A 20,611-nucleotide genomic window follows, 5' to 3' on the forward strand; every position below is an offset into this window, starting at 1 on the left:
GGGAGGGCTCACATGAACGGTCTCGACTGGACCGTACTCATCGCTTATTTCGGCGTGATGGTCGCCATCGGCGTCTGGTCGCACCAGCGCGTCGACAACGTGAGCGACTTCTTCACCGCCGGCGGCAAGATGCCCTGGTGGCTGTCCGGCATCTCGCACCACATGTCGGGCTACAGCGCGGTGATGTTCACCGGGTACGCGGGCATCGCCTACACCTACGGCGTGACCTCCTTCGTCACCTGGTCCTTCCCCATCGCGCTGGGTATCGCCATCGGCTCGAAACTGTTCGCGCCGCGCGTCAACCGGCTGCGGTCGCGGCTCCACGTGGCTTCGCCGCTGGAGTATCTGAAGAACCGCTACGACCTGAAGACACAGCAGGCACTCGCCTGGTCCGGGATGCTGCTGAAGATCGTGGACGTCGGCGCCAAGTGGGCCGCCATCGCCACCCTGTTGTCCGTCTTCACCGGGATCTCCCTCAACCAGGGCATCCTCATCACCGGCGCGATCACCGCCGTCTACTGCACGATCGGCGGGCTGTGGGCGGACGCGCTGACCGAACTCGGCCAGTTCGTCATCCAGTTGATGGCCGGCGTCGCGATGTTCGTGGCCGTCGTACTGAAGTTGAACGACAAGGGCATCGGCTTCCTCGACGTCTGGGACCAGCCGGCCCTCCAGGGCCACGACAAGCCTCTGGTCGCCCAGTACGGCACGGTGTTCCTGCTCGCGTTCCTCTTCATCAAGCTCTTCGAGTACAACGGCGGCATGCTCAACCAGGCCCAGCGGTACATGGCCACGGCCGGCCCGAAGGAGGCCGAGCGCTCCGCGCGGCTGTCGGCGGTGCTGTGGCTCGTCTGGCCGGTGGTGCTGTTCTTCCCGATGTGGATGTCACCGCTGCTGGTCACCGCCAAGAAGCCGGACGGCTCCGACTCCTACGGCCTGATGACCGAACAGCTTCTGCCGCACGGCCTGTTGGGACTGGTCGTCGTCGGCTTCTTCTCCCACACGATGGCCATGTGCTCCTCCGACGCCAACGCCATCGCCTCCGTCTTCACCCGGGACTGCGCGCCCGTGATCTGGTCCAGGGCGCGGGAGTGGAACCAGCGGTCGGGGCTGATCGCGGCGCGCGTGACGACCGTCGTCTTCCTCGGCCTCTCCATGGCGGCGGCCACGCAGGTCAACTCCCCCGCCTTCAAGGACATCATCACGGTCGTCATCAAGTGGGTGGCCGGACTGATGGGCCCGATGGCGATCCCGATGATGCTGGGCCTGCTGCGCCCGTTCCGCCGCTCAGGTCCGACAGCCGCGCTGACCAGCTGGTCGATGGGTCTGCTGGCCTTCTGGCTGGTCAACTACCCGATCAACTGGAACGTCGACGGCGGAGTACCCCTCCAGTACCAGGTGTCGATCCCGCTGGCCGTGTCGCTGTTCCTCTACATCGTCATCGGCTTCATCAAGCCGGAGGACACCCCGGAACGGCTCGCGATCATCGAGCGGATCAACACGGACGGAGACGGGGACTCGGCGGGAGTGGCTGCGGTGCCGGAGCCGCGGGACACGGTCGGTGGGCAGCCCACCAACGTCTGATCCCGACGCCGGTCGCGCATCCCGGCCCGTCCGGGGCACCCCCTCCGGGGCACCTCCTCCGGGGGCGATCCAGGACGAGGCCCGTGCCGGGCCGAAGCCGGGGGTCGGGGGCGGCAGCCCCCGCCCCCGCGCCTCAACCCGGCAACCCTCCGGGGTTTGGAGCTGCGCACCGGGGCACCGAGTGGGCCGACCGTGTCGCGGCCGACCGGGCGATCGCCTACCGCATCCACCTGGATACCGGCCGGGACCGCTGGTATGTGACCGCGTCCTGGCAACTCCCGATTACACAGACCGTCCCGATGGACGCCGCGCTCGCCGACGGGGTGATCGGCGTCGACATGAACGCCGATCACCTCGCCGCCTGGCGCCTCGACACCCACGGCAACCCCACCGCCGGCCCGCGCCGCTTCTCCTACGACCTCACCGGCACCACCCACCACCGCGACGCCCAGGTCCGTCACGCTCTGACCCGCCTCCTGCACTGGGCCCAAGCCTGTGGTGTGAAGGCGATCGCGGTGGAGGACCTGGACTTCACCGCGGAGAAGACCCGGGAGAAACACGGCCGCCGCAAACGCTTCCGGCAGTTGGTCTCCGGCATGCCCACCGGCAAGTTCCGTGCCCGGCTGGCCTCGATGACCGACCAGACAGGCATCGCCGTCATCGCCGTCGACCCGGCCTACACCAGCCGCTGGGGCGCCCAGCACTGGCAGAAACCCCTCACCACCACCACCCGCACGACCACTCGTCACGATGCTGCTGCCGTGGCGATCGGAAGGCGCGCCCAGCAACACCCGATCCGGCGACGGACGGCACCGCCCCCACACGACCGGAGTGATCGTGCGGGGCATCGGACCGTCCAGGCCGGACCAGGAGTCCCTGGGCGTGAGGGAACCCGCCCCCGCATCCCCGGACCACGGACACGATCCGTCGGCGCCGGACGCGGAGCGAACGCGGGCAACCAGAACGCCCAACACCGTTCGGGGCGTTCGGCTGAGCACGAGACCTGGCAACAGGACTCACTCCCGCTCAGTCCCTAGGAACGGTACCTGACCATCCATCCGGGCGACGCCCCGGCAGGACCGTGCAACGCCGGTCCCTGGGTCATCTCCATGGCGAAGTCGTCGGCCAGTTCGAGGATCGTGGGGCGGCCCTCCAGCTCGGCCAGCCAGGCCGGCGGGAGGGCCGTCTCGCCGTGCAGGGCCCCGAGCAGACCGCCGGCGAGGGCTGCGGTCGCCCCCGACGGCGCGCCGTGGTTCACGGCGAGCCGAAGCCCGTGCCGGACGTCCTCCGCGACGAGGGCGCAGTAGACGGCACCGGACAGCACGGCTTCCGCCGTCCCCGCCCCCGCGAGTTCCTCCACCCTCGCCGGGCCCGGCAGCCCCTGCCGTACGGCGCCCAGCGCGCGCTGCAACGCCTCCGACACCGCCTCGTGCCCCGGCAGCGCGGCCAGCAGGGCGAGCGCCCGCTGCACCGCGCCGTCGAGACTCTCGCCGCAGGCCAGCGCGTGCACGATGACGGCGGACGCGCCCGCCGAGAGATACGCCGTGGGGTGGCCGTGGGTCTGGGCGGCGCACTCGACGGCGAGCTGCGCGACGAGTTGCGGCTCCCAGCCGACGAGCAGCCCGAAGGGCACCGAACGGGGAACCACCTCGGGCCCCGCCGCGCCGGGGCTCTTGGGCGAGTCCAGGGTGCCCATCACCTCGTCGCCGAGCCCGAGCAGCAACGTCCGGGTCGGGTCGCGCCGGGCGTACAGCCACTCCTCCCGGGCCAGCCAGCCGTCGTCCTTGCGGCGCAGGTCGGGCCCCCAGTCACGCTGGGTGGCGGCCCATCTCAGATAGGCCCGGTGCAGATCGGTCGGCGGGTGCCAGGCGCCGGTGTCCCGCCGTACCTGGGCGCGGATCAGCCCGTCCACGGTGAACAGGGTCAGCTGGGTGAGATGCGTGACCGCGCCGCGCCGCCCGTGGGCGGGGGCCAGGTCGACGACCCCCTCGGGGCCGTGGCCCTGCCGGATCTCCTCGATCCCGAGCAGGTCGACGGGCGCCCCGAGCGCGTCCCCGACCGCCGCGCCGAGCAGCGTGCCACGCACCCGGCTGCGGAAGTCCTGCTGTTCGGCACGGCCCCAGACGGGCCCGGCAGTCGCACCCACCCAGTCCTCCCGTACCGTCCGTACGCACGATGTTCGTCACTGTAATCGAACAGGGGCGAGGGGACAGGGGCCGAGCGCCGGGAGTACCGGGACGGGCGGGGCATATGCCCGGACTGCACCCGCTCTGTTCCCGCTCCGGGCCCGGACCGTGCGGTGGAGGGGTGCCGGGCCGGATCGTCGTCCGGCACGAGCCGGTGCGAGCCGGTGTGAGCCGGTCGAACCGGTGCGAGCCCGGCCGTCACCATTCCGACTCGAAGTGGAGGGGACGCGCCGCACTTGGCGGGGTAAGGACACCGGCATGACCACCCCCAACTCACAAGTCCCACACGCCTCACGCGTGCTGCCCCTCACCGCCACCCTCCTCACCGGGACGGTCGCGCTCTACATGCTTCTCGTCGCCTTCGGGAACATCACCGACTTCGGCACCAACCAGCAGTTCGTGCGGCATGTGCTGGCGATGGACACGACGTTCAAGGACGACGACCTGATGTGGCGGGCGGTGACGAGCAAGGGGCTCCAGGACGCCGCCTATGTCGCGATCATCGCGTGGGAGACGGTCGCGGGGCTGGTGCTGGCCGCCGGGACGTGGTTCTGGGCGCGCCGGGACCACATACGCGGCCGCGCGCTGTCGACCTACGGGCTGCTCATGCTGATGCTGCTGTTCGGCGCCGGGTTCATCGCGATCGGCGGGGAGTGGTTCTCGATGTGGCAGTCGGAGAACTGGAACGGGCTGGACGCGGCGACCCGGGCGTTCCTGTTCGGCGGGGTGGTGCTGATCGTCAACCATCTGCCGCTCGGACAGGCGCGGGACGACTCCCGGACGTGACTCCCGGACTTCCGTAGCGCGGGCCGACGGCTTCCGCGCCCGCCGGCCGACGGGCATCCGCGCCTGCCGGCCGACGGGCGTCCGGGTGTCCGGGCATCCGGGCATCCGGGCATCCGGGCATCCGGGCATCCGGGCATCCGGGCATCCGGGCATCCGGGCATCCGGAACCTAGTCGACGACCCTGACCTTCGTCCCCGTCTCGCCGAACGCCCACAGTGCCGTGCCGTCAGCCTTGGCCATCCGGATGCCGCCGGTCTGGGTGCCGGCGGCGGCCGGGGGCGGGGAGGAGCCGTCGACGGCGTTGGAGAAGGCGATGTTGACGCCCGAGGTGGCGGAGAAGTAGATGATGTGCTCGATCGCCACGCCGTCGGAGCCCGTGGTGGCGTCCTTGCGGAGCGACACCGTGAAGCTGCCGACGGCCGGGTTCACCGTGCCGGGCCAGACCGTGAAGGTGCGGCGGGCGGTGTTGTCCGCGTCGACCAGCCAGACCCGGTGCTGCCCCAGGGAGTAGACGATCCGGCGGCCGGTGCCCGAACTGCCGGGCACCTCGGCCACCTTGGGGGTGGCCGACGGTTTCGGCGAGGCCGAGGGGCGCGCGCCCGCCGACGCCGAGGCGCTCGGGCGGTTCGCCGCCGACGCCGTCGGGTGCGGGCCCTGCTCGGCCTGCGCCGTCAGGAAGACGACCGCGGCGATCGCGCCGGCTGTCAGGCTTGTGACCCAGACCCAGGAGGGAAGCCGTCGGGCAGGCACGGGCACACATCTCCTCGGTTGTGGGACCCCTCCGATCGGGGCCCGATCATCGTACTGCGAGGGGCCCGCTCCCCGGTCCCACAGTCGGTCCCACAGTCCGGTCCCGCAGTCCGGTCCCGCAGTCCGGTCCCCCGGCCGGTCCCGCAGTCCGGTCCCGCAGGCGGTCCCTCAGTCCAGTACCGGCAGCAGTTCCGGCAGATGCCCGTCCGACGCCGCGGCCGCCCGCTGCCGCTCCTCGGGCACCTCGCCGTACAGCGTCGTACGCGGCCTGGCCGGGCGGCCCGCCGCGTCCGCGACCGCGATCAGGTCCTTGACCGACTTGTAGGAGCCGTACGACGAGCCCGCCATCCGCGAGATCGTCTCCTCCATCAGCGTGCCGCCCAGGTCGTTGGCCCCGGAGCGGAGCATCTCCGCGGCGCCCTCCGTGCCCAGCTTCACCCAGCTGGTCTGGATGTTGGGGATGTGCGGGTGCAGCAGCAGCCGGGCCATCGCCGTCACCGCCCGGTTGTCCCGCATCGTCGGACCGGGGCGCGAGATGCCCGCCAGGTACACCGGCGCGTTCGTGTGGATGAAGGGGAGGGTGACGAACTCCGTGAAGCCGCCGGTCCGCTGCTGGATCCCGGCAAGGGTCCGCAGATGGCCCAGCCAGTGCCTCGGCTGGTCGACATGGCCGTACATCATCGTCGAGGACGACCGGATTCCGACCTCGTGCGCCGTCGTGACGACCTCGATCCAGGTCGCCGTCGGCAGCTTGCCCTTGGTCAGGACCCAGCGGACCTCGTCGTCCAGGATCTCGGCCGCCGTGCCGGGGATGGAGTCGAGCCCCGCCTCCTTCGCCGCCGTCAGCCACTCGCGGATCGACAGGCCGGTGCGGGTCGCGCCGTTGACCACCTCCATCGGCGAGAAAGCGTGCACATGCATGCCGGGGACCCGTTCCTTCACCGCCTTCGCGATGTCGAAGTACGCCGTGCCGGGCAGGTCCGGGTGGATGCCGCCCTGCATGCAGACCTCCACCGCGCCCAGCTCCCAGGCCTGCTGGGCACGGTCGGCGACCTGGTCGAGGGAGAGCGTGTACGCGTCGGCGTCGGTGCGCCGCTGCGCGAAGGCGCAGAAGCGGCAGCCCGTGTAGCAGACGTTGGTGAAGTTGATGTTCCTGGTGACGATGTAGGTGACGTCGTCGCCGACGGCCGAGCGGCGGACGTCGTCCGCGATGCGGGTCAGGGCGTCCAGGGCCGGGCCGTCCGCGTGGAGCAGGGCGAGGGCCTCGTCGTCGGTGAGCTTCGCCGGGTCGTCGGCGGCCGTCGCGAGGGCCTGCCGTACGTCCGTGTCGATGCGCTCCGGTGCCATGCCGGGGGCGGCCGCCTCGCGCAGGGCGGCCCAGTCGCCGTACACCTCGTCGAAGTCGTCGCGGCGGTCGGAGGTACGTCCTTCGGTGTCGATGGTGCGGTGCAGGTCGGTACGGCCGGACGGCACGAACACCTCCTCCGGCTCCTGCCAGGGACGTCCCTCGACGACGGCGTCCGGCACGGCCAGTCCCGTCTCCGGGTCGGCCAGCGCGCGGACGTGCGGGAGCAGCCGCGGGTCGAGCCAGGGCTCGCCGCGTCCCACGAACTCCGGGTACACGCACAGCCGTTCGCGCAGCTCGAAGCCGACCGCGGCGGACTTCTCGGCGAGCTCGTCGATCTGCGGCCAGGGGCGCTCGGGGTTGACGTGGTCGATGGTGAGCGGGGACACCCCGCCCCAGTCGTCGATGCCGGCCCCGATCAGCCGCTCGTACTCGCTGTCGACGAGGTTGGGCGGGGCCTGGAGGCAGGCGGACGGGCCCATGATGTGGCGGGCGACGGCCACGGTCGCGACCAGTTCGTCCAGTTCCGCGTCCGGCATGCCGCGCATCGCGGTGTCCGGCTTGGCGCGGAAGTTCTGGATGATCAGTTCCTGGATGCCGTGGTAGGCGCGGGAGACCTTGCGCAGGGCGAACAGCGACTCGGCCCGCTCCTCGTGCGTCTCGCCGATGCCGATCAGCAGCCCGGAGGTGAAGGGGACGGAGGAGCGGCCCGCGTCCTCCAGGACTCGCAGACGGACGGCGGGTTCCTTGTCCGGGGAGCCGTGGTGCGGGCCGCCGGGCTCGGACCACAACCGGGTGGCGGTGGTCTCCAGCATCATGCCCATGCTGGGCGCGACGGGCTTCAGCCGCTGGAAGTCGGTCCACGACATGACACCCGGGTTGAGGTGCGGCAGCAGCCCCGTCTCCTCCAGGATGCGGATGGAGATGGCGCGGACGTAGGCGATGGTGTCGTCGTAGCCGTGCGCGTCGAGCCATTCCCTGGCCTCGGGCCACCGCTCCTCCGGCTTGTCGCCGAGGGTGATGAGGGCTTCCTTGCAGCCGAGGGCGGCGCCGCGCCGGGCGATGTCGAGGACCTCGTCGGGGGACATGAACATCCCGTGTCCGGCCCGGCGCAGTTTGCCGGGGACGGTGACGAAGGTGCAGTAGTGGCACTTGTCCCGGCAAAGCCGGGTGAGGGGGATGAAGACGCTCTTCGAGTAGGTGATGACGCCGGGCCGGCCGGCCGCTTCCAGGCCGGCGTCCCGCACCCGGGCGGCGGAGGCGGCGAGGTCCACCAGCGCCTCGCCTCGCGCCTGGAGCAGCACGGCCGCCTCGCCGACGTCCAGGGCGACGCCGTCACGGGCCCGTTTGAGAGCGCGACGCATGGAGTTCTCGGTGGGGCCGGGGATCGGGCCGGGGCCGGTTCCGGAGGTCGTCATCCTTTGAGCATACGTTCGTGCTGATCAGAGCCGACGGGACGCCCGATTCGTCCCTCCCGCGAGGTCGTTACACGCTGTCAGTGGCGCCGGTCAGGTACTCGCTGTACCCGTCGAGCAGGCCGAGCACCTCCGCCTCACCGGCCGGCGGCAGCTGCACCACGACCTCCTCGATGCCCAGTCCGGCGTAGTGCGCGAGCTTGCCGGGGGACGGCTGGACGGCGTACGGCACGATCTGGAGGGCGTCCGGCTCGCGGCCGGCGTCCGCCCACGCGGAGCGCAGCACGGGGAGCGCCTCGGTAAGGCCTCGGCCGCCGATCGGCAGCCAGCCGTCGGCGTACTCGCAGATGTGCGAGAACAGCTTCGGCCCGGCGGCACCGCCGACGAGCGTGCGGGGGCCGGTGACCGGCCCGCGCGGCTTCTGGACGGGCTTGGGGTACGCCGTGCTGGCCCGCACACTCCCGTACTCGCCCTCGTACGCCGTCGGCTCCTCCGCCCACAGGGCCTGCATCAGCCGCATGCGGTCCCGGACCAGCTCGCGGCGGGTGCGCCACTCGACGCCGTGGTCGGCGGCCTCCTCCACGTTCCAGCCGTAGCCGAGACCGAGGGTGAGGCGGCCGCCCGACAGGTGATCGACGGTGGCGACCTGCTTGGCGAGGTCGATCGGGTCGTGCTGGGCGACGAGCGTGATGCCGGTGCCGAGGCCCAGCGTCTCCGTCACGGCCGCCGCCTGCCCCAGGGCGACGAAGGGGTCGAGGGTGCGGCCGTACTCGCGGGGCAGGTCGCCGCCGGCGGGGTAGGGGCTCGTCCGCTCGACCGGGATGTGCGTGTGCTCGGGCAGATAGAGCCCGGCGAACCCGCGCTGCTCCAGCTCACGGGCGAGGCGGGTGGGGGTGATCGTCTCGTCGGTGAGGAAGATCGTGACGGCGATGCGCATGGCGGGCCTTTCGATGCCGGTCCTCTGTGATTCGTCTCTGCCCGCTCATCTGTACCGAAAGAAGAGACCGGTGTCGATACCGACCGGTCGGCACACCCGAGGGTGCCGCCGCTCCCGGACCCCTCCCGACCCGTCGTCAGAACGCACCAGCGGTGCACGGGGTCTCATTCCTCTGAACATCTCAAACGCCCGTTGAGCGTTGGAGGTGTCGTGGCTGGCTGGTGCGCGGAGGACGGTTTGGACTCCGCGCGGGCGCCGCTGCCGGATTGGGGCCAAGGGTGCCCGGGACCAGGGCATGCCGCGGCACCCCCGCCCGACCAACAAACGCAACTTGCCCGAGCGGTGAAGATCGCCTTGGCCACGTCCCGCAGCCCGGTGTGGCGCTGTGCACTCCTGCCTTGAGCCGTGACCTCTACGGCGTATCTGGTCACTACTTCGTCAGTGAGTCTGCGTCGACGGTCCGAGTCGTGCCGTCAACGAGGGTCAGGGTGAGGGTGCCGGTCAGCAGGTCGCGGTAGTCGCTGTCCGGCCACCAGGCGGTCCACCGGCCATACGGCAGTGTGCGGATTTGCCGCACGGTGGCGTGGACGGTGCGTCCGTGGTCGCGCACGGTGATCTCCTTCACGTCGGAGCCCATCGAGCCGACCGCGTAATGAAACCGGGCCGAGCCGCTGCCCCGGGCGCCCTGCGCGTCCAGCGTGATGCCGTCCGCGGGTACCTCGACCGCCGGGCCGATGGCCACCGCCACGCCCGAGCCGTCCGAACCGGCCAGGCAGTAAGCCGCGTGACTGTGTCGCGTGACGATCATGGATGCGACAGTTCCACGGATGTCCACATTGCCGAGTTCACCCGGCCCTCCTTCCCCAGAAGCCCCCTTGGTCTCTTTGACGCACCAAACCAGAGGTGAGGAACCAGTACTGCTGGCATCGATCAAGTCGCCGGCGGTGCGGGTCCAGGTGGCCACTTCCGGCGCCGACAGCGGTCCGGAGCCGCCCTGCCTCGGCGGATCGGCCGCCACGGCCAGCAGGGCGGCGCTCGCGGCGAGTGCGCCGGCCATCGTGAACGCAACGCGTCGCACGAGCGGGCGGCGGAGCGCGGTGACGACCGAGCGGCTGGGCTGTTCGGTGTCGCTCAGAACCGTGTGCAGCAGCCGCTCCCTACGGTCCAGTTCGGCGGTGGAGAGTTCGGTGTGCGGGGCGGTGTCGAGCTCGGCAAGACGGAAGAGCAGGTCGTGCTTCATGAGGGCTCCTGTCAGTTCGTCAGGGAGAGGGCGGGCGATGCCTGGGCGGCGGGGCTGAGGAGACCGGCAAGGCGCCGCTTGGCGCGCGTCAGACGCATGGCGTAGGCGGCGCGGGTGCAGCCAAGGACTGTGGCAGCGTCCCGGGCTTCGAGGCCCTCCCAGACGTGCAGCGCGAGCACTTCCTGGTCGGCCGGGATGAGGCACTGCCAGGCGGCAACGAGGTCTATGCGACTGTCCACCTGGTCCGTCGCGTCGGCCGCCGGTTCGTGACAACCAATCAAGGTGGCTTGCTGGATGTGCACCACGAGTGCGGACTGCCGGCGCATACCGCGGTCCGCGTTGAGCATCACGTTGCGTGCCGCGCCGAACAGCCACGCCCGCGGGTTTTCGGGAAGCTCGCGTCGACGGCGCCACGCAGCGAGGAACGTCTCTCCCACGATGTCGTCGACGTTCATCGGGTGGGCGCGACGGCGCACGAACCGCAGCACGTCCTCGTAGTGAGCCCGGTACACGTCCGTGAACTGAGCGTCGGTGTCGATGGACATGGCTTCCTTTCCGTAGCGCCTGCCTCTACATGTCCATCACCGGCACAAGTGCAACAGCCCCAAGTACGGGTCCTCTGCGCCGCCCTGTGACTTCGAAGCCGGTCCGGCCGATCGGCCGACTCACGCAGCAGCGCAGCAGTGGGGACCTCGCGTCCTCAGCCCGCGCGGCAAGCCTGGACGAACGAGCTCCATTCCCAATCCGGTCAGAAAGGGGTGAATCCGTCCACCACCCGTGCATCACGGAAGTAGCCGGGAGCAGCAGCGTCACCTGCTCGGTGACCGGCCACCGGCTCAGGATCGCGTTGCCCACATCGACCACGTCCGCGTCGGGGACCCGCCGCCGCCAGCGCTCCGGGGACGGACGGGCCCAGGCCCAGTGCAGGCCGAGCTCGCCCACCCAAGGCGTCGGGGACCATTGACGAAGTAACAGCGCCTGGTGTGAAGGAGCCCAACGGACGATGTCCCGCCCCGCCGAGTCCCGCCCCGCCGACCTCCGTTTCCGCGCGACGACCGCCTTCCAGCGGTACGCCGCCAACCCGCTCATGCGCCGTCTGCCGTTCCACACGCTCCTGGAGACCACCGGCCGCGTCTCCGGCCGGCCCCGGCGCACCCCGCTGGGCGGCCGCCGGGTCGGCGACACGTTCTGGCTGGTCTCGGAGTTCGGGGAGCGGTCGCAGTACGTCCGCAACATCCAGGCCGATCCGCGGGTGCGGGTGCGGATCGGGGGACGGTGGCACTCCGGTACGGCCCACCTGATGCCCGACGACGACCCGGTCGCCCGTCTGCGCACCCTGCCCCGGGGCAACAGCGCGGCGGTGCGCGTGCTGGGCACGCAACTGCTCACGGTGCGGGTGGACCTGGCCGACTGACGGGGCCGCCGCCTCGGTCAACCGGTCGGCGGCGTCACTTGGCGGGCTTGCAGAAGGCGTACGTCGCGGGGCACGGGACGCCGAGGTCCTGGATGAGGATGCCGATTCGGCAGGGCATCCTCATCCACCGCCTTCGCCGCCTTCGCCGCTCTGCTCGACGCGCTCAGCGGCCACCGACCCGGCACGTGACCCGCTCCCGCTCGATCGTCGGGGCCTGTGACGCGGCGGCGCCGCCGCAGGCCGTCATCTCGGCCGCGAAGAACGTGCGGGGCAATGCCGCGTGATTTACCCAGGACGCGCGAGGACTATTCCTCCAGGGGGCTGGTGCGCTACAGTTTCCCGACGCTCAGTATGGGTGGCCGACTTAAAAAAACATGAACTTGAAGCTGTTTTCCGGGGGGAATGTTCATGCAAATCGCAGACCGCTTACCGACTGTCCCGGCTGCGTGCTCCGACATAACCGATACCGCCGGGTCTTCGACAGCTTCGCGGACCACGAGCAGCGCGCCGCACACGACGGCTCAGCGATGATCCTCGCGGTCGCACTCAGCATTCTGTCCGCAGCCACCACGATCGCCGCCGCGCTTCTGCAGCGCTCTTGGAGCCAGTCCCGCACCCGCATGCCGAGACACGAGTCGATCGAATTCAGGGACGTGCACGAGAGTGCCGCCTTCTCGGTACAGGACGTGGTCAAGATCCTGGATCTCTCCGAAAGCGGTACGGGCGATCCGACACATCCCGGTACAGCGGTCCTGTCGGATTCATATCTGATTCGCCGAGAATCAGACAGTGGCAATGGAATGGTATTCCGGTATGCTTCGAGTGGCGTGCTCGACGGCCGATGTACCAGCCACACCGACAATCACGTCGTTACCAACTACGATTCGACACACCGCCCGGCATGCAAGGTCATCGCCATTCTGCTCGACCACCTGGCGGTCCGCAGCGCCACCAGAATTACGAATGAAATGACCTTCCGAGGGGCCTTTGACGGCGCCGATGGCGAGGATTTCGAGACTCATATCGAGCGACCCACGCGATCATTGACGGTCATCGTGATCTTCCCCCAAGAGAAGCCCTGCCGCTCGGTGTCGGGCACGGTTCGAATCGGGGAACGCGGTCCCGACACGGAGACGAACCGGAGCAATGGACCGTTGTTTGTCGACAACGGCAGGCTTCTGTACTGGCGGGTCCTGCCCAAGACCGGCTCATGGCTGCCCATAGGTACTACGTACCGTCTCCAATGGACGTGGCCGCGTACCGGTGCTGGTTCGCCGCCGACGTAGTCCTCACGTCCGGAAATCTGGCGCAGATCGAGCCGCGCACCGCCGCGGGAGCGCCACCCCCCGCCGGCCCGCAGGCTGATCATTAGGAGTCGCCCGTGCCCAGCAACTCGCGTAGGACCGCCCTGGCCCCTTCCCGATCCGACGGCCGACAGCAGCCTTCGTCGTCCAAAGACTGGATTCCGGCCCGGCGGTTTCCTGAGAGCTATCCCGGCGATTGCCCCCTCAGCCACTACCTTTATTTCGACGGCGCGGTACTTCCGGTTATCGAGTCAGGGTCGGATGCGGGGTACGAGGTCGTATGCGATGGCAGCACAGTGCCGATCGACCGATTCCTCGCGGACGTTGGACTTCCATCACTCTCCGAGCGTTTTCCGGTGTTGGCCTACGGTGCCAATCGGAATCCGGCCACTCTTGAGATGAAGCTCCTCAACTACGGATACAGAGCACATGTGAGCCAAAGTATTCCTGTGCTGTCCGCGAAGCTCGCCGATGCCGATGTCGTCGCCTGCGGACTTCACGGGCAGGGCTATATGTACGGTGAACTACTTATGGGCAGCCCGTTCAGCGAGGGCGTTGAGATCGATGTCCGGGTGCTCTTCGTGGATGAGGACAGCCTGCGGGTGCTGAATGAGAGCGAAGGCGTCACCGAAGGCATGTATTCAGTAGCACGCATTCCGGGCGTACGCGTGTCGGGCGCCATAGGCGAAATCAGCCCCATGGGCTACGTTGCGGGTGCACGGGTATGGTCCTCGCCTCGCTACGACAGCCCGATCGGCTATTCGACGATCAACGCGACCGGTAGGCGGATACCTGCCATGGCACCGCGGGAGATGATGGAGCACGCGCTGGACGTGCTCGAATTGCGAGACACGGCGTGCCGTCTTTCCGGGCTGGACCGGGATGACACACTGGCCGGTGAACTCGCCAAATACTTGAATGGTCAATGGTGGTACGCATTCAACACCGGCGATGATCCGATCCCTGGATATTCACGTATCCTGGATGCATTCAGGATCTCGATGGCGAACAGTGCGTTGGCGAGCAGGACGCACGACCATCTCGAACAACTCGGGTGCCTCCTGCCTCCCGGCACGGAGTATCTGCGCTGGTAGCGCCGGTACGGCCCACCTGATGCCCGACGGCTGAGGGACGGGCCCTCGGTCTCCCGGGCGCCGCGGCGACCGCGGTGACCACCGTGACCGCGCGGCACGGCGGCGATCGCCCCGGGATCGTCCGGGGGCCGCCGCCGTGCCGGCTACCGCTCCGCTCCGCTCACTTCCCGGGCTTGTAGAAGGCGTACGTCGCGGAGTACGGGACGCTGACCTGGTCGGTGCCGGTGCACGCCGTGGTGGGCGCGACGCCGCCGGAGGTGTTCAGGCGCTGGATGTAGGAGACGTCCGCGAAGACGCCGGCGCCGCGGGTGGCGGTGGCCTTCAGGAGGAGCTCGGGGATGGTGCCGGTCTTCGGCGAGCTGACGAGCGCGGCGGCGTTCACCGCGCTGCCGTCCACCGTGGAGACCCAGACCGGGCCGCGGGAGTGCAGGGCGACGGGACGGTGGGCCCGGTCTCTCTTGTAGGACAGGGTGGCGGCGGGCTCCAGGAGCTTCCAGGCACCGTCGGTGCAGAGGTAGGTCTGGACGCCACGGGCGTCGAAGACGCCGGTGAGCCGGTTGCCCTCGGGCACCTTGAGGGTGGCGGGCGCGTCGACGTGGGCGGTGGCCGACTGGGCCTGCGCGGCGTGGCCGACCGTCGTGGTCAGGAGGGTGCCGGCGGCGGCGGTGGCGAGGGCCGCCGTGGTGAGGACGAGACGCTTGGCGAGCTTCAAGTTGGTCTCCAGAACGTTTTCCGAATGTCTTTCGCGGGTAGACACCAGCGCTGTCCGTGTCTCCCTGCGTCGGGACGCTACGGGCCGTCCCGGGCGTTGCAAGCCCGGCGGACCGATGTTGGGCCTCCCGCACCGCACTGTCTGCACGCCGAGGGCAGCGCCCGTGGCGCCAAAGGGCACTTCACCCCGGCCACACGATCGCCTGCACCTCGCTGTAGGCGTGCAGGGCGTACGAGCCGACGTCCCGCCCGACTCCGCTCCGCTTGAACCCGCCGAACGGCGCCTCCATGTTGCGGCCGACGGTGTTGATCCCGACGCCGCCGGCCCGCAGCCGCCGTGCCACCCGGAACGCCTTCGCCACGTCCGCGGACCACACGTAGTCGATCAGGCCGTAGTCGCTGTCGTTGGCGAGGGCGATTCCCTCTTCCTCGTCGTCGAAGGGAATGACCGTCACCACCGGGCCGAAGATCTCCTCCCGCGCCACCCGCATGTCGTTCGTGCAGTCGGTGAGGAGCGTGGGGGCTACATAGAAACCCCGGTCCAGGGGAGGGCGTTCACCGCCCGCCAACACCACCGCCCCCTCCTTCCGGCCGAGTTCGACGTACGACTCCACCCGGTCCCGGTGGGCGGACGAGATCACCGGACCGACCACCGTGTCCGGCTCCCGGGGGTCGCCCACCTTCAACCGGCGTGCGTAGGACGCCAGTTGCTCCACCAGCCGTTCGTACACCCCACGCTGCGCCAGCACCCGTGTCGGGGCCGTGCAGATCTGGCCGCTGTAGAAGGAGAAGGTGGTGCCGATGCCGGCCACCGCCGAGGCGATGTCCGCGTCGTCGAGGACGATCGCCGCGCCCTTGCCGCCCAGCTCCATCAGCTGGCGCCGCATGTCCCGGCCGCACACCTCGGCGATGCGCTGTCCGACCGCCGTCGAGCCGGTGAAGCTCACCATGTCGACGTCCGGCGACGACACCGCCGCCTCGCCGATCTCGACGGCCCGCCCGGAGACGACGTTCACCACCCCGCGCGGCACGCCCGCCGCCTCCAGGGCCTGCGCCATCCGGTAGACGGACAGGGGGTCCTGCGGGGCCGGTTTCACGACCACGGTATTGCCCATGGCGAGGGCGGGGGCGACCTTTCCGGCCGGGTTCGCCCACGGGTTGTTGTAGGAGGTGACGCAGGTGACGACCCCGACGGGCTGCCGTACGGCGACCGCGCCCATCACCCCCGCCCTCCCCATCGGTCCGGCCTCGTTGACCTGCGGCGCGATCGGCCACTCGGCGGGCTCCACGCGCGCGTAGCGCCGGAAGCGGGCCACTCCCACGCCGACCTGCATTCCGCGCGCGGTGCCGGTCGTGGCGCCGGTCTCGGCCTGGGCCAGCTCGGCGTACGGCAGCAGCCGGGCGCGCATGATGTCGGCCGCCCGGGCGAGTGTCGCCGCCCGCTCCTCCGGCGGAGTGCGCGACCACGGCCCGAAGGCCTCCCGGGCCGCCGCGCAGGCCGCCCGTACCTGATCCCGCGAGGCCTCCGGCGCCCAGCCGACGGTCCCCTCGGTCGCCGGGTCGACGACCTCGTAGTGCCCGCCGTCGGGCTCCACCCAGGCGCCGCCGACGAACAGCTTCTGACCGTCGGACCCGTCGGACCCGTCGGTCCCGTCGGTCACCTGGTGCTCACTGTCCTGGTGTCCCGGCCCGAGCGCAGTACGCGGCCCGGCACGGCGCCGGTGACCACGTCGTCCCGGATGGCCGCCACCCCGTTGACCCAGACCGCCCGGACCCCGATCGCCTTCGAGTCCAGCCGCGGACTGTCACCCGGCAGGTCGTGCACCAGGGTGGCCTTGCCCGCGTCGATCCGCTCCGGGTCGAACAGCACCAGATCCGCATGCCATCCCTCCCGGACCCGGCCCCGCTCCCGGAGTCCGAACAGCCGCGCCGGGTCGTCCGTCAGCATCTTCACCGCCTGCTCCAGGCCCGCCAGCCTCCGGCCGCGCAGACAGTCGCCGAGGAAGCGCGTGGTGTACGGCGCCCCGCACATCCGGTCCAGGTGCGCGCCGGCGTCGGAACCGCCGAGCAGGACGTCCTCGTGGCTCCAGGTGTCCGCCCGCAGGGCCCAGGAGTCCGGGTCGTTGTCCGTCGGCATCGGCCACAGCACCGTACGCAGTTGGTCCGCCGCGCAGATCTCGACCAGGCAGGCGAAAGGGTCCAGGCCGCGTTCGGCGGCGATGTCGCGGACGACCCGCCCGGTGAGGCCCTCGTTCGCCGGGCTGTAGGTGTCGCCGATGACGTACCGCCCGAAGTTGGTCAGCCGCCGGAAGACGCCCGCCTCCTTCGAGTGCGCCCGCAGCAGCAGCTCGGCCCGCACCTCCGCGTCCCGCAGCCGCTCGATCCGCTCGGGAACCGGCAGGCCGAGGACCGGCCCCCACCCCGGGATCAGGTTCAGCGCGCAGAAGGTGCCCAGGGACATGTTCATCGGCGTGAGGATCGGCATGGTCAGCGCGACCACCCTGCCGCCGGCCTTCCGCGCCCGTTCGCTCGCCATGAGCTGCCGGGGCACGCGTTCCGGGACGGCCGCGTCGATGGTGAGGACGTTCCAGTTCAGGGGGCGTCCGGCGGCCGCGCTCATCTCCGCGAACAGGTCGATCTCGGCGTCGCTGAACTGGTCCAGGCAGCCCGCCACGATCGCCTCGATCTGGGTGCCCTCGTGCTCGCCGACGGCGCGGGCCAGCGCGAGCAGTTCCTCCGGCCGGGCATGCCGGGAGGCGACGGGCTGCCCGTCCCCGTCGGAGTGCGTCGAGGACTGTGTGGTGGAGAATCCCCACGCGCCGGCGTCCATGGCCTCGTGCAGCAGCCGGACGATGTCGGCCAGTTGCTCCGCGCTCGGCCGGCCGCCCACCGCGTCCGGACCCATCACGTACCGCCGCAGCGCGCAATGCCCCACCATGAAGCCCGCGTTGACGGCGATCCGCCCCTCCAGCGCGTCCAGGTACTCCCCGAACCCGTGCCAGCTCCAGGGCGCTCCCTCCTCCAACGCGACCAGGGACATGCCCTCCACCTTGGACATCATCCGACGGGTGTAGTCGGCGTCCTCGGGCCGGGCCGGGTTCAGCGGCGCGAGCGTGAACCCGCAGTTCCCGCCCGCGACCGTGGTCACCCCGTGGTTCAGCGACGGCGTGGCATACGGATCCCAGAACAGCTGGGCGTCGTAGTGCGTGTGCGGATCGACGAACCCGGGCGCGAGCACGAGCCCGGAGGCGTCCTCGGCGGTACGGGACTCCTCGGTGACCGTGCCGACGACGGCTATCCGTCCGTCGCGTATCCCGACGTCGGCGACGAACCCGGGCGCCCCCGTCCCGTCTACGACAGTCGCCCCTTTGATGACGTGATCGAGCATGAGGGCCCCTCCTCAAGTACCGATGCGTAGTAGCGCGCCCCAGAGGTGCGCGGGGCTGTATCGATATGCGGCTCCGCCGCGTGGGCGCGACAAGTCACGACGGACCCGCGGTCGCCGGACGGCCCGCACCCCTACGGCGATCACGCGCCCGCAAGTCCGCGACAGCGACTACGCGCCCTGGCGGAACCGAGTCGTGCGATGCACAGGATCCGTGTCGATCTTCGGGATCACATGCTCACCGATCAGCCGGATCGTCTGCAGCGTCTCCTCCTTCGGCACCCCCACCGGCAGTCCGAAGGACAGCTGATCCGCCCCCGCCTGCTCCCACCGCTTGCACTGCCGCGTCACCTCGTCCGGATCGCCGCAGATCAGCAGCTCCTCCTCGACGAGGAGTTCGACGAACTCGGCGTTGTACTCGGGCAGTGTCTCCGGCCAGACCGGGAAGCCCTCGGGCCGCGGGAAGGTGTCGTGGTACCGGAACACCAGTGACGGCAGATAGTGCAGCCCGCCCTCGACGGCGATCCGGATCGCCTCGTCGTGCGTCGGCGCGCAGATCGCCGTCGTCGTCACCATCACGTTGTCGTTGACGAAGTCCCCGATCGGCTCGGCGTTCACCACCGCCGTCTTGTACTGCTCCAGCACCCACTCCATGTCGGACACCTTCTGGATGCTGAAGCCCAGCACCCCGAGGCCCTTGCGGGCGGCCATCGCGTACGAGGGCGGCGATCCGGCCGCGTACCACATCGCCGGGTGCGACTTCCCGTACGGCTTCGGCAGGATCTTGCGCGGCGGCAGCTGCCAGTGCTTGCCCTGGAAGCCGACGTACTCGTCCTGGAGCCACATCTTCGGGAACTCGGCGATGGTCTCCTCCCAGATCTCCTTCGTGAAGTTCATGTCGGTGATGCCGGGGAGGAAACCGAGGATCTCGTGCGAGCCGGCGCCGCGTCCGCTGCCGAACTCGAAGCGGTTCTCGGTGAGATGGTCGAGCATGGCGACCTTCTCGGCGACCTTCACCGGGTGGTTGACCTGGGCGAGCGGGTTGAAGATGCCCGAGCCGAGATGGATGCGGTCGGTCGCGTGGGCGAGGTAGCCGAGGAAGACGTCGTTGGCGGAGAGGTGGGAGTACTCCTCCAGGAAGTGGTGCTCGGACGCCCAGGCGTACTTGAAGCCGGACTTGTCCGCCTGGATGACGTACTCGGTCTCCTCCATCAGCGCCTTGTGCTCGGCGAGCGGGTCGGTCTCGCCGCGCTTGCCCACGTATCCCTGTACAAAGAGCCCGAATTCCACGGAGGTTCACCGTCCCGGTTCTGGGTCGCGGTTAATTGACGGATCGTCAGATTGAGCGGATGCCGCCGACTGTGGCACCGGGTACCTGGATGGTCAATAGCTGACGGGCAGTCAGACATCGGTCAGATGACCGAGACGCCCGCCAGCCAGCCCCCGTCGATCACGAACGGCTGCCCGGTGATGTACGACGAGTCCTGCGAGGTGAGGAAGAGGGCCAGCCGGGCCACCTCGTCCGCGCGGCCGATCCGGCCCAGCGGGACGAGCTTGCGGTAGAGGGAGTCGAGGGCGCGGGTCGTCTCCTCGGGGTCGGTGTCCGGATCCAGCCGGGCCGGGTTGGACATCGCGGTGTCGATGGCCCCGGGACACACCGCGTTGACCCGGATACGGCGGGGCGCCAGCTCCAGGGCGGCGACCCGGGTGAGACCGAGTACGGCGTGCTTGGTCGCCGCGTAGGCGCCGACGGCCGCCATGCCGGTGAGGCCGGTGTAGGAGGCGGTGTTGACTATGGTGCCACCGTCGGACAGCTGTGGCGCGGCGGTCCTGATCCCCAGGAAGCAGCCGACCTGGTTGACCTGCACGACCTGCATGAACTCGTCGAGCGGGGTGTCGACGAGGGCGTTGAAGCGCAGGATGCCGGCGTTGTTGACGAGGCCGTCGAGATGGCCGTACGCCTCCTTGGCGGCGCGGACGGCCGCCGTCCACTCCGCCTCCACCCCCACGTCCAGGTGGACGTACAGCGCGCCGATCTCCTCGGCGAGGGCCCGCCCCTGCTCGTCGAGCACATCGGCCACGACGACCTGCGCGCCCTCCTCCCGGAACAGCCGCGCCTCCTGCTCGCCCTGGCCCCGCGCGGCCCCGGTGACGAGGACGACCCGTCCGTCAAGCTTGCCCATACCGGCCTCCCTTGCGATCCATGGGACGGGCATCGTAACGCCGTATCTGACGATGCATCAGATGCGTGTCGGATGTACGTCGGGGCGGACGTCGCGCAGCTGTCACGGCGCGGGCATGGCGGAAGGAGCGGCAACGGGCATGGCAACAGGTACGGCGGCGGCGTGGCGGCAGCCGCTGCCGCAGCCATCGGACCATTGCGCAAGCACACAGCAAGTGACTCGCCGGTAGGGATATTTGACTCTGTCCACAGCCTTTGGGCGACCCCAATAATCCACA

General features: G+C 70.0%; 16 protein-coding genes and 2 pseudogenes. 6 read left to right on the forward strand and 12 right to left on the reverse strand.

Annotated features, from left to right (window positions below; genetic code table 11):
- The first annotated feature begins 12 nt into the window (after positions 1-12).
- Together ACFWBB_RS06065 and ACFWBB_RS06070 are read left to right on the forward strand one after the other, a co-directional pair.
- Positions 13-1,584 (forward strand): sodium:solute symporter family protein, encoded by a 1,572-nt coding sequence (locus ACFWBB_RS06065; RefSeq protein ID WP_385267552.1) that lies wholly within the window; start codon positions 13-15, stop codon positions 1,582-1,584.
- A gap of 164 nt (positions 1,585-1,748) precedes the next feature.
- Positions 1,749-2,621: pseudogene (locus ACFWBB_RS06070) on the forward strand (IS200/IS605 family accessory protein TnpB-related protein); the annotation flags it as partial.
- Here ACFWBB_RS06070 and ACFWBB_RS06075 read toward each other — a convergent pair.
- A complete protein-coding gene (locus ACFWBB_RS06075) occupies positions 2,618-3,730 on the reverse strand; it encodes an ADP-ribosylglycohydrolase family protein (protein WP_385267555.1) in 1,113 nt (370 codons plus the stop codon). The pseudogene ACFWBB_RS06070 and the gene ACFWBB_RS06075 overlap by 4 nt on opposite strands.
- 298 nt (positions 3,731-4,028) lie before the next feature.
- Here ACFWBB_RS06075 and ACFWBB_RS06080 point away from each other — a divergent pair, with 298 nt between their 5' ends.
- The gene (locus tag ACFWBB_RS06080; RefSeq protein WP_385267558.1) at positions 4,029-4,556 is read left to right on the forward strand and encodes a DUF2165 domain-containing protein; all 528 of its coding nucleotides are present in this window, start codon (positions 4,029-4,031) and stop codon (positions 4,554-4,556) included.
- A gap of 168 nt (positions 4,557-4,724) precedes the next feature.
- Here ACFWBB_RS06080 and ACFWBB_RS06085 read toward each other — a convergent pair whose 3' ends face one another.
- The 6 genes and pseudogenes from ACFWBB_RS06085 to ACFWBB_RS06110 all read right to left on the reverse strand — a co-directional run.
- The gene (locus ACFWBB_RS06085) at positions 4,725-5,312 is read right to left on the reverse strand and encodes a hypothetical protein (RefSeq protein WP_385267560.1); all 588 of its coding nucleotides are present in this window, start codon (positions 5,310-5,312) and stop codon (positions 4,725-4,727) included.
- Between the two features lie 162 nt (positions 5,313-5,474).
- The gene (locus ACFWBB_RS06090; RefSeq protein WP_385267563.1) at positions 5,475-8,069 is read right to left on the reverse strand and encodes a bifunctional FO biosynthesis protein CofGH; all 2,595 of its coding nucleotides are present in this window, start codon (positions 8,067-8,069) and stop codon (positions 5,475-5,477) included.
- A 67-nt stretch (positions 8,070-8,136) separates the two neighbouring features.
- The gene (locus ACFWBB_RS06095) at positions 8,137-9,003 is read right to left on the reverse strand and encodes an LLM class F420-dependent oxidoreductase (RefSeq protein ID WP_385267566.1); all 867 of its coding nucleotides are present in this window, start codon (positions 9,001-9,003) and stop codon (positions 8,137-8,139) included.
- A gap of 430 nt (positions 9,004-9,433) precedes the next feature.
- On the reverse strand, positions 9,434-10,243 hold the full coding sequence (locus ACFWBB_RS06100) for a hypothetical protein (RefSeq protein ID WP_385267569.1): 810 nt from the start codon (positions 10,241-10,243) through the stop codon (positions 9,434-9,436).
- A gap of 11 nt (positions 10,244-10,254) precedes the next feature.
- Positions 10,255-10,788 (reverse strand): RNA polymerase sigma factor, encoded by a 534-nt coding sequence (locus ACFWBB_RS06105; RefSeq protein ID WP_385267572.1) that lies wholly within the window; start codon positions 10,786-10,788, stop codon positions 10,255-10,257.
- A 247-nt stretch (positions 10,789-11,035) separates the two neighbouring features.
- A pseudogene (locus ACFWBB_RS06110) lies at positions 11,036-11,182 on the reverse strand (endonuclease); the annotation flags it as partial.
- 64 nt (positions 11,183-11,246) lie between these two features.
- Between ACFWBB_RS06110 and ACFWBB_RS06115 the strand changes: the two are divergent.
- The 3 genes from ACFWBB_RS06115 (at position 11,247) to ACFWBB_RS06125 (ending at position 14,055) form a co-directional block, all read left to right on the forward strand.
- Positions 11,247-11,657, forward strand: coding sequence for a nitroreductase/quinone reductase family protein (locus ACFWBB_RS06115; protein ID WP_385267575.1), 411 nt, complete (start codon positions 11,247-11,249; stop codon positions 11,655-11,657).
- Between the two features lie 374 nt (positions 11,658-12,031).
- Positions 12,032-12,943, forward strand: a complete 912-nt coding sequence (locus ACFWBB_RS06120) for a hypothetical protein (protein ID WP_385267578.1) — start codon at positions 12,032-12,034, stop codon at positions 12,941-12,943.
- A gap of 95 nt (positions 12,944-13,038) precedes the next feature.
- The gene (locus ACFWBB_RS06125) at positions 13,039-14,055 is read left to right on the forward strand and encodes a hypothetical protein (RefSeq protein ID WP_385267581.1); all 1,017 of its coding nucleotides are present in this window, start codon (positions 13,039-13,041) and stop codon (positions 14,053-14,055) included.
- A 160-nt stretch (positions 14,056-14,215) separates the two neighbouring features.
- On the opposite strand, the gene ACFWBB_RS06130 is transcribed toward ACFWBB_RS06125, so the two are convergent.
- The 5 genes from ACFWBB_RS06130 to ACFWBB_RS06150 all read right to left on the reverse strand — a co-directional run bounded on the left by ACFWBB_RS06130 (position 14,216) and on the right by ACFWBB_RS06150 (position 20,334).
- Entirely contained in the window at positions 14,216-14,767 is a 552-nt protein-coding gene (locus ACFWBB_RS06130; RefSeq protein WP_385267584.1) for a DUF3455 domain-containing protein, read from the reverse strand.
- Between the two features lie 181 nt (positions 14,768-14,948).
- Positions 14,949-16,427 carry an aldehyde dehydrogenase family protein gene (locus ACFWBB_RS06135; RefSeq protein WP_385267587.1) on the reverse strand — a complete coding sequence of 493 codons (1,479 nt, stop codon included), beginning with the start codon at positions 16,425-16,427 and terminating at the stop codon, positions 14,949-14,951.
- Positions 16,424-18,154: an amidohydrolase family protein gene (locus tag ACFWBB_RS06140; RefSeq protein WP_385267590.1), complete on the reverse strand. Its 1,731-nt coding sequence runs from the start codon at positions 18,152-18,154 to the stop codon at positions 16,424-16,426. Before ACFWBB_RS06140 ends, ACFWBB_RS06135 begins: the two co-directional genes overlap by 4 nt.
- Before the next feature lie 168 nt (positions 18,155-18,322).
- Positions 18,323-19,441: an LLM class flavin-dependent oxidoreductase gene (locus ACFWBB_RS06145; protein WP_385267593.1), complete on the reverse strand. Its 1,119-nt coding sequence runs from the start codon at positions 19,439-19,441 to the stop codon at positions 18,323-18,325.
- Between the two features lie 122 nt (positions 19,442-19,563).
- The gene (locus ACFWBB_RS06150) at positions 19,564-20,334 is read right to left on the reverse strand and encodes an SDR family NAD(P)-dependent oxidoreductase (RefSeq protein WP_385267596.1); all 771 of its coding nucleotides are present in this window, start codon (positions 20,332-20,334) and stop codon (positions 19,564-19,566) included.
- Between the last annotated feature and the right edge of the window lie 277 nt (positions 20,335-20,611).

The sequence above is a fragment of the Streptomyces sp. NPDC060000 genome (genome assembly GCF_042737375.1).
GTDB lineage: Bacteria > Actinomycetota > Actinomycetes > Streptomycetales > Streptomycetaceae > Streptomyces.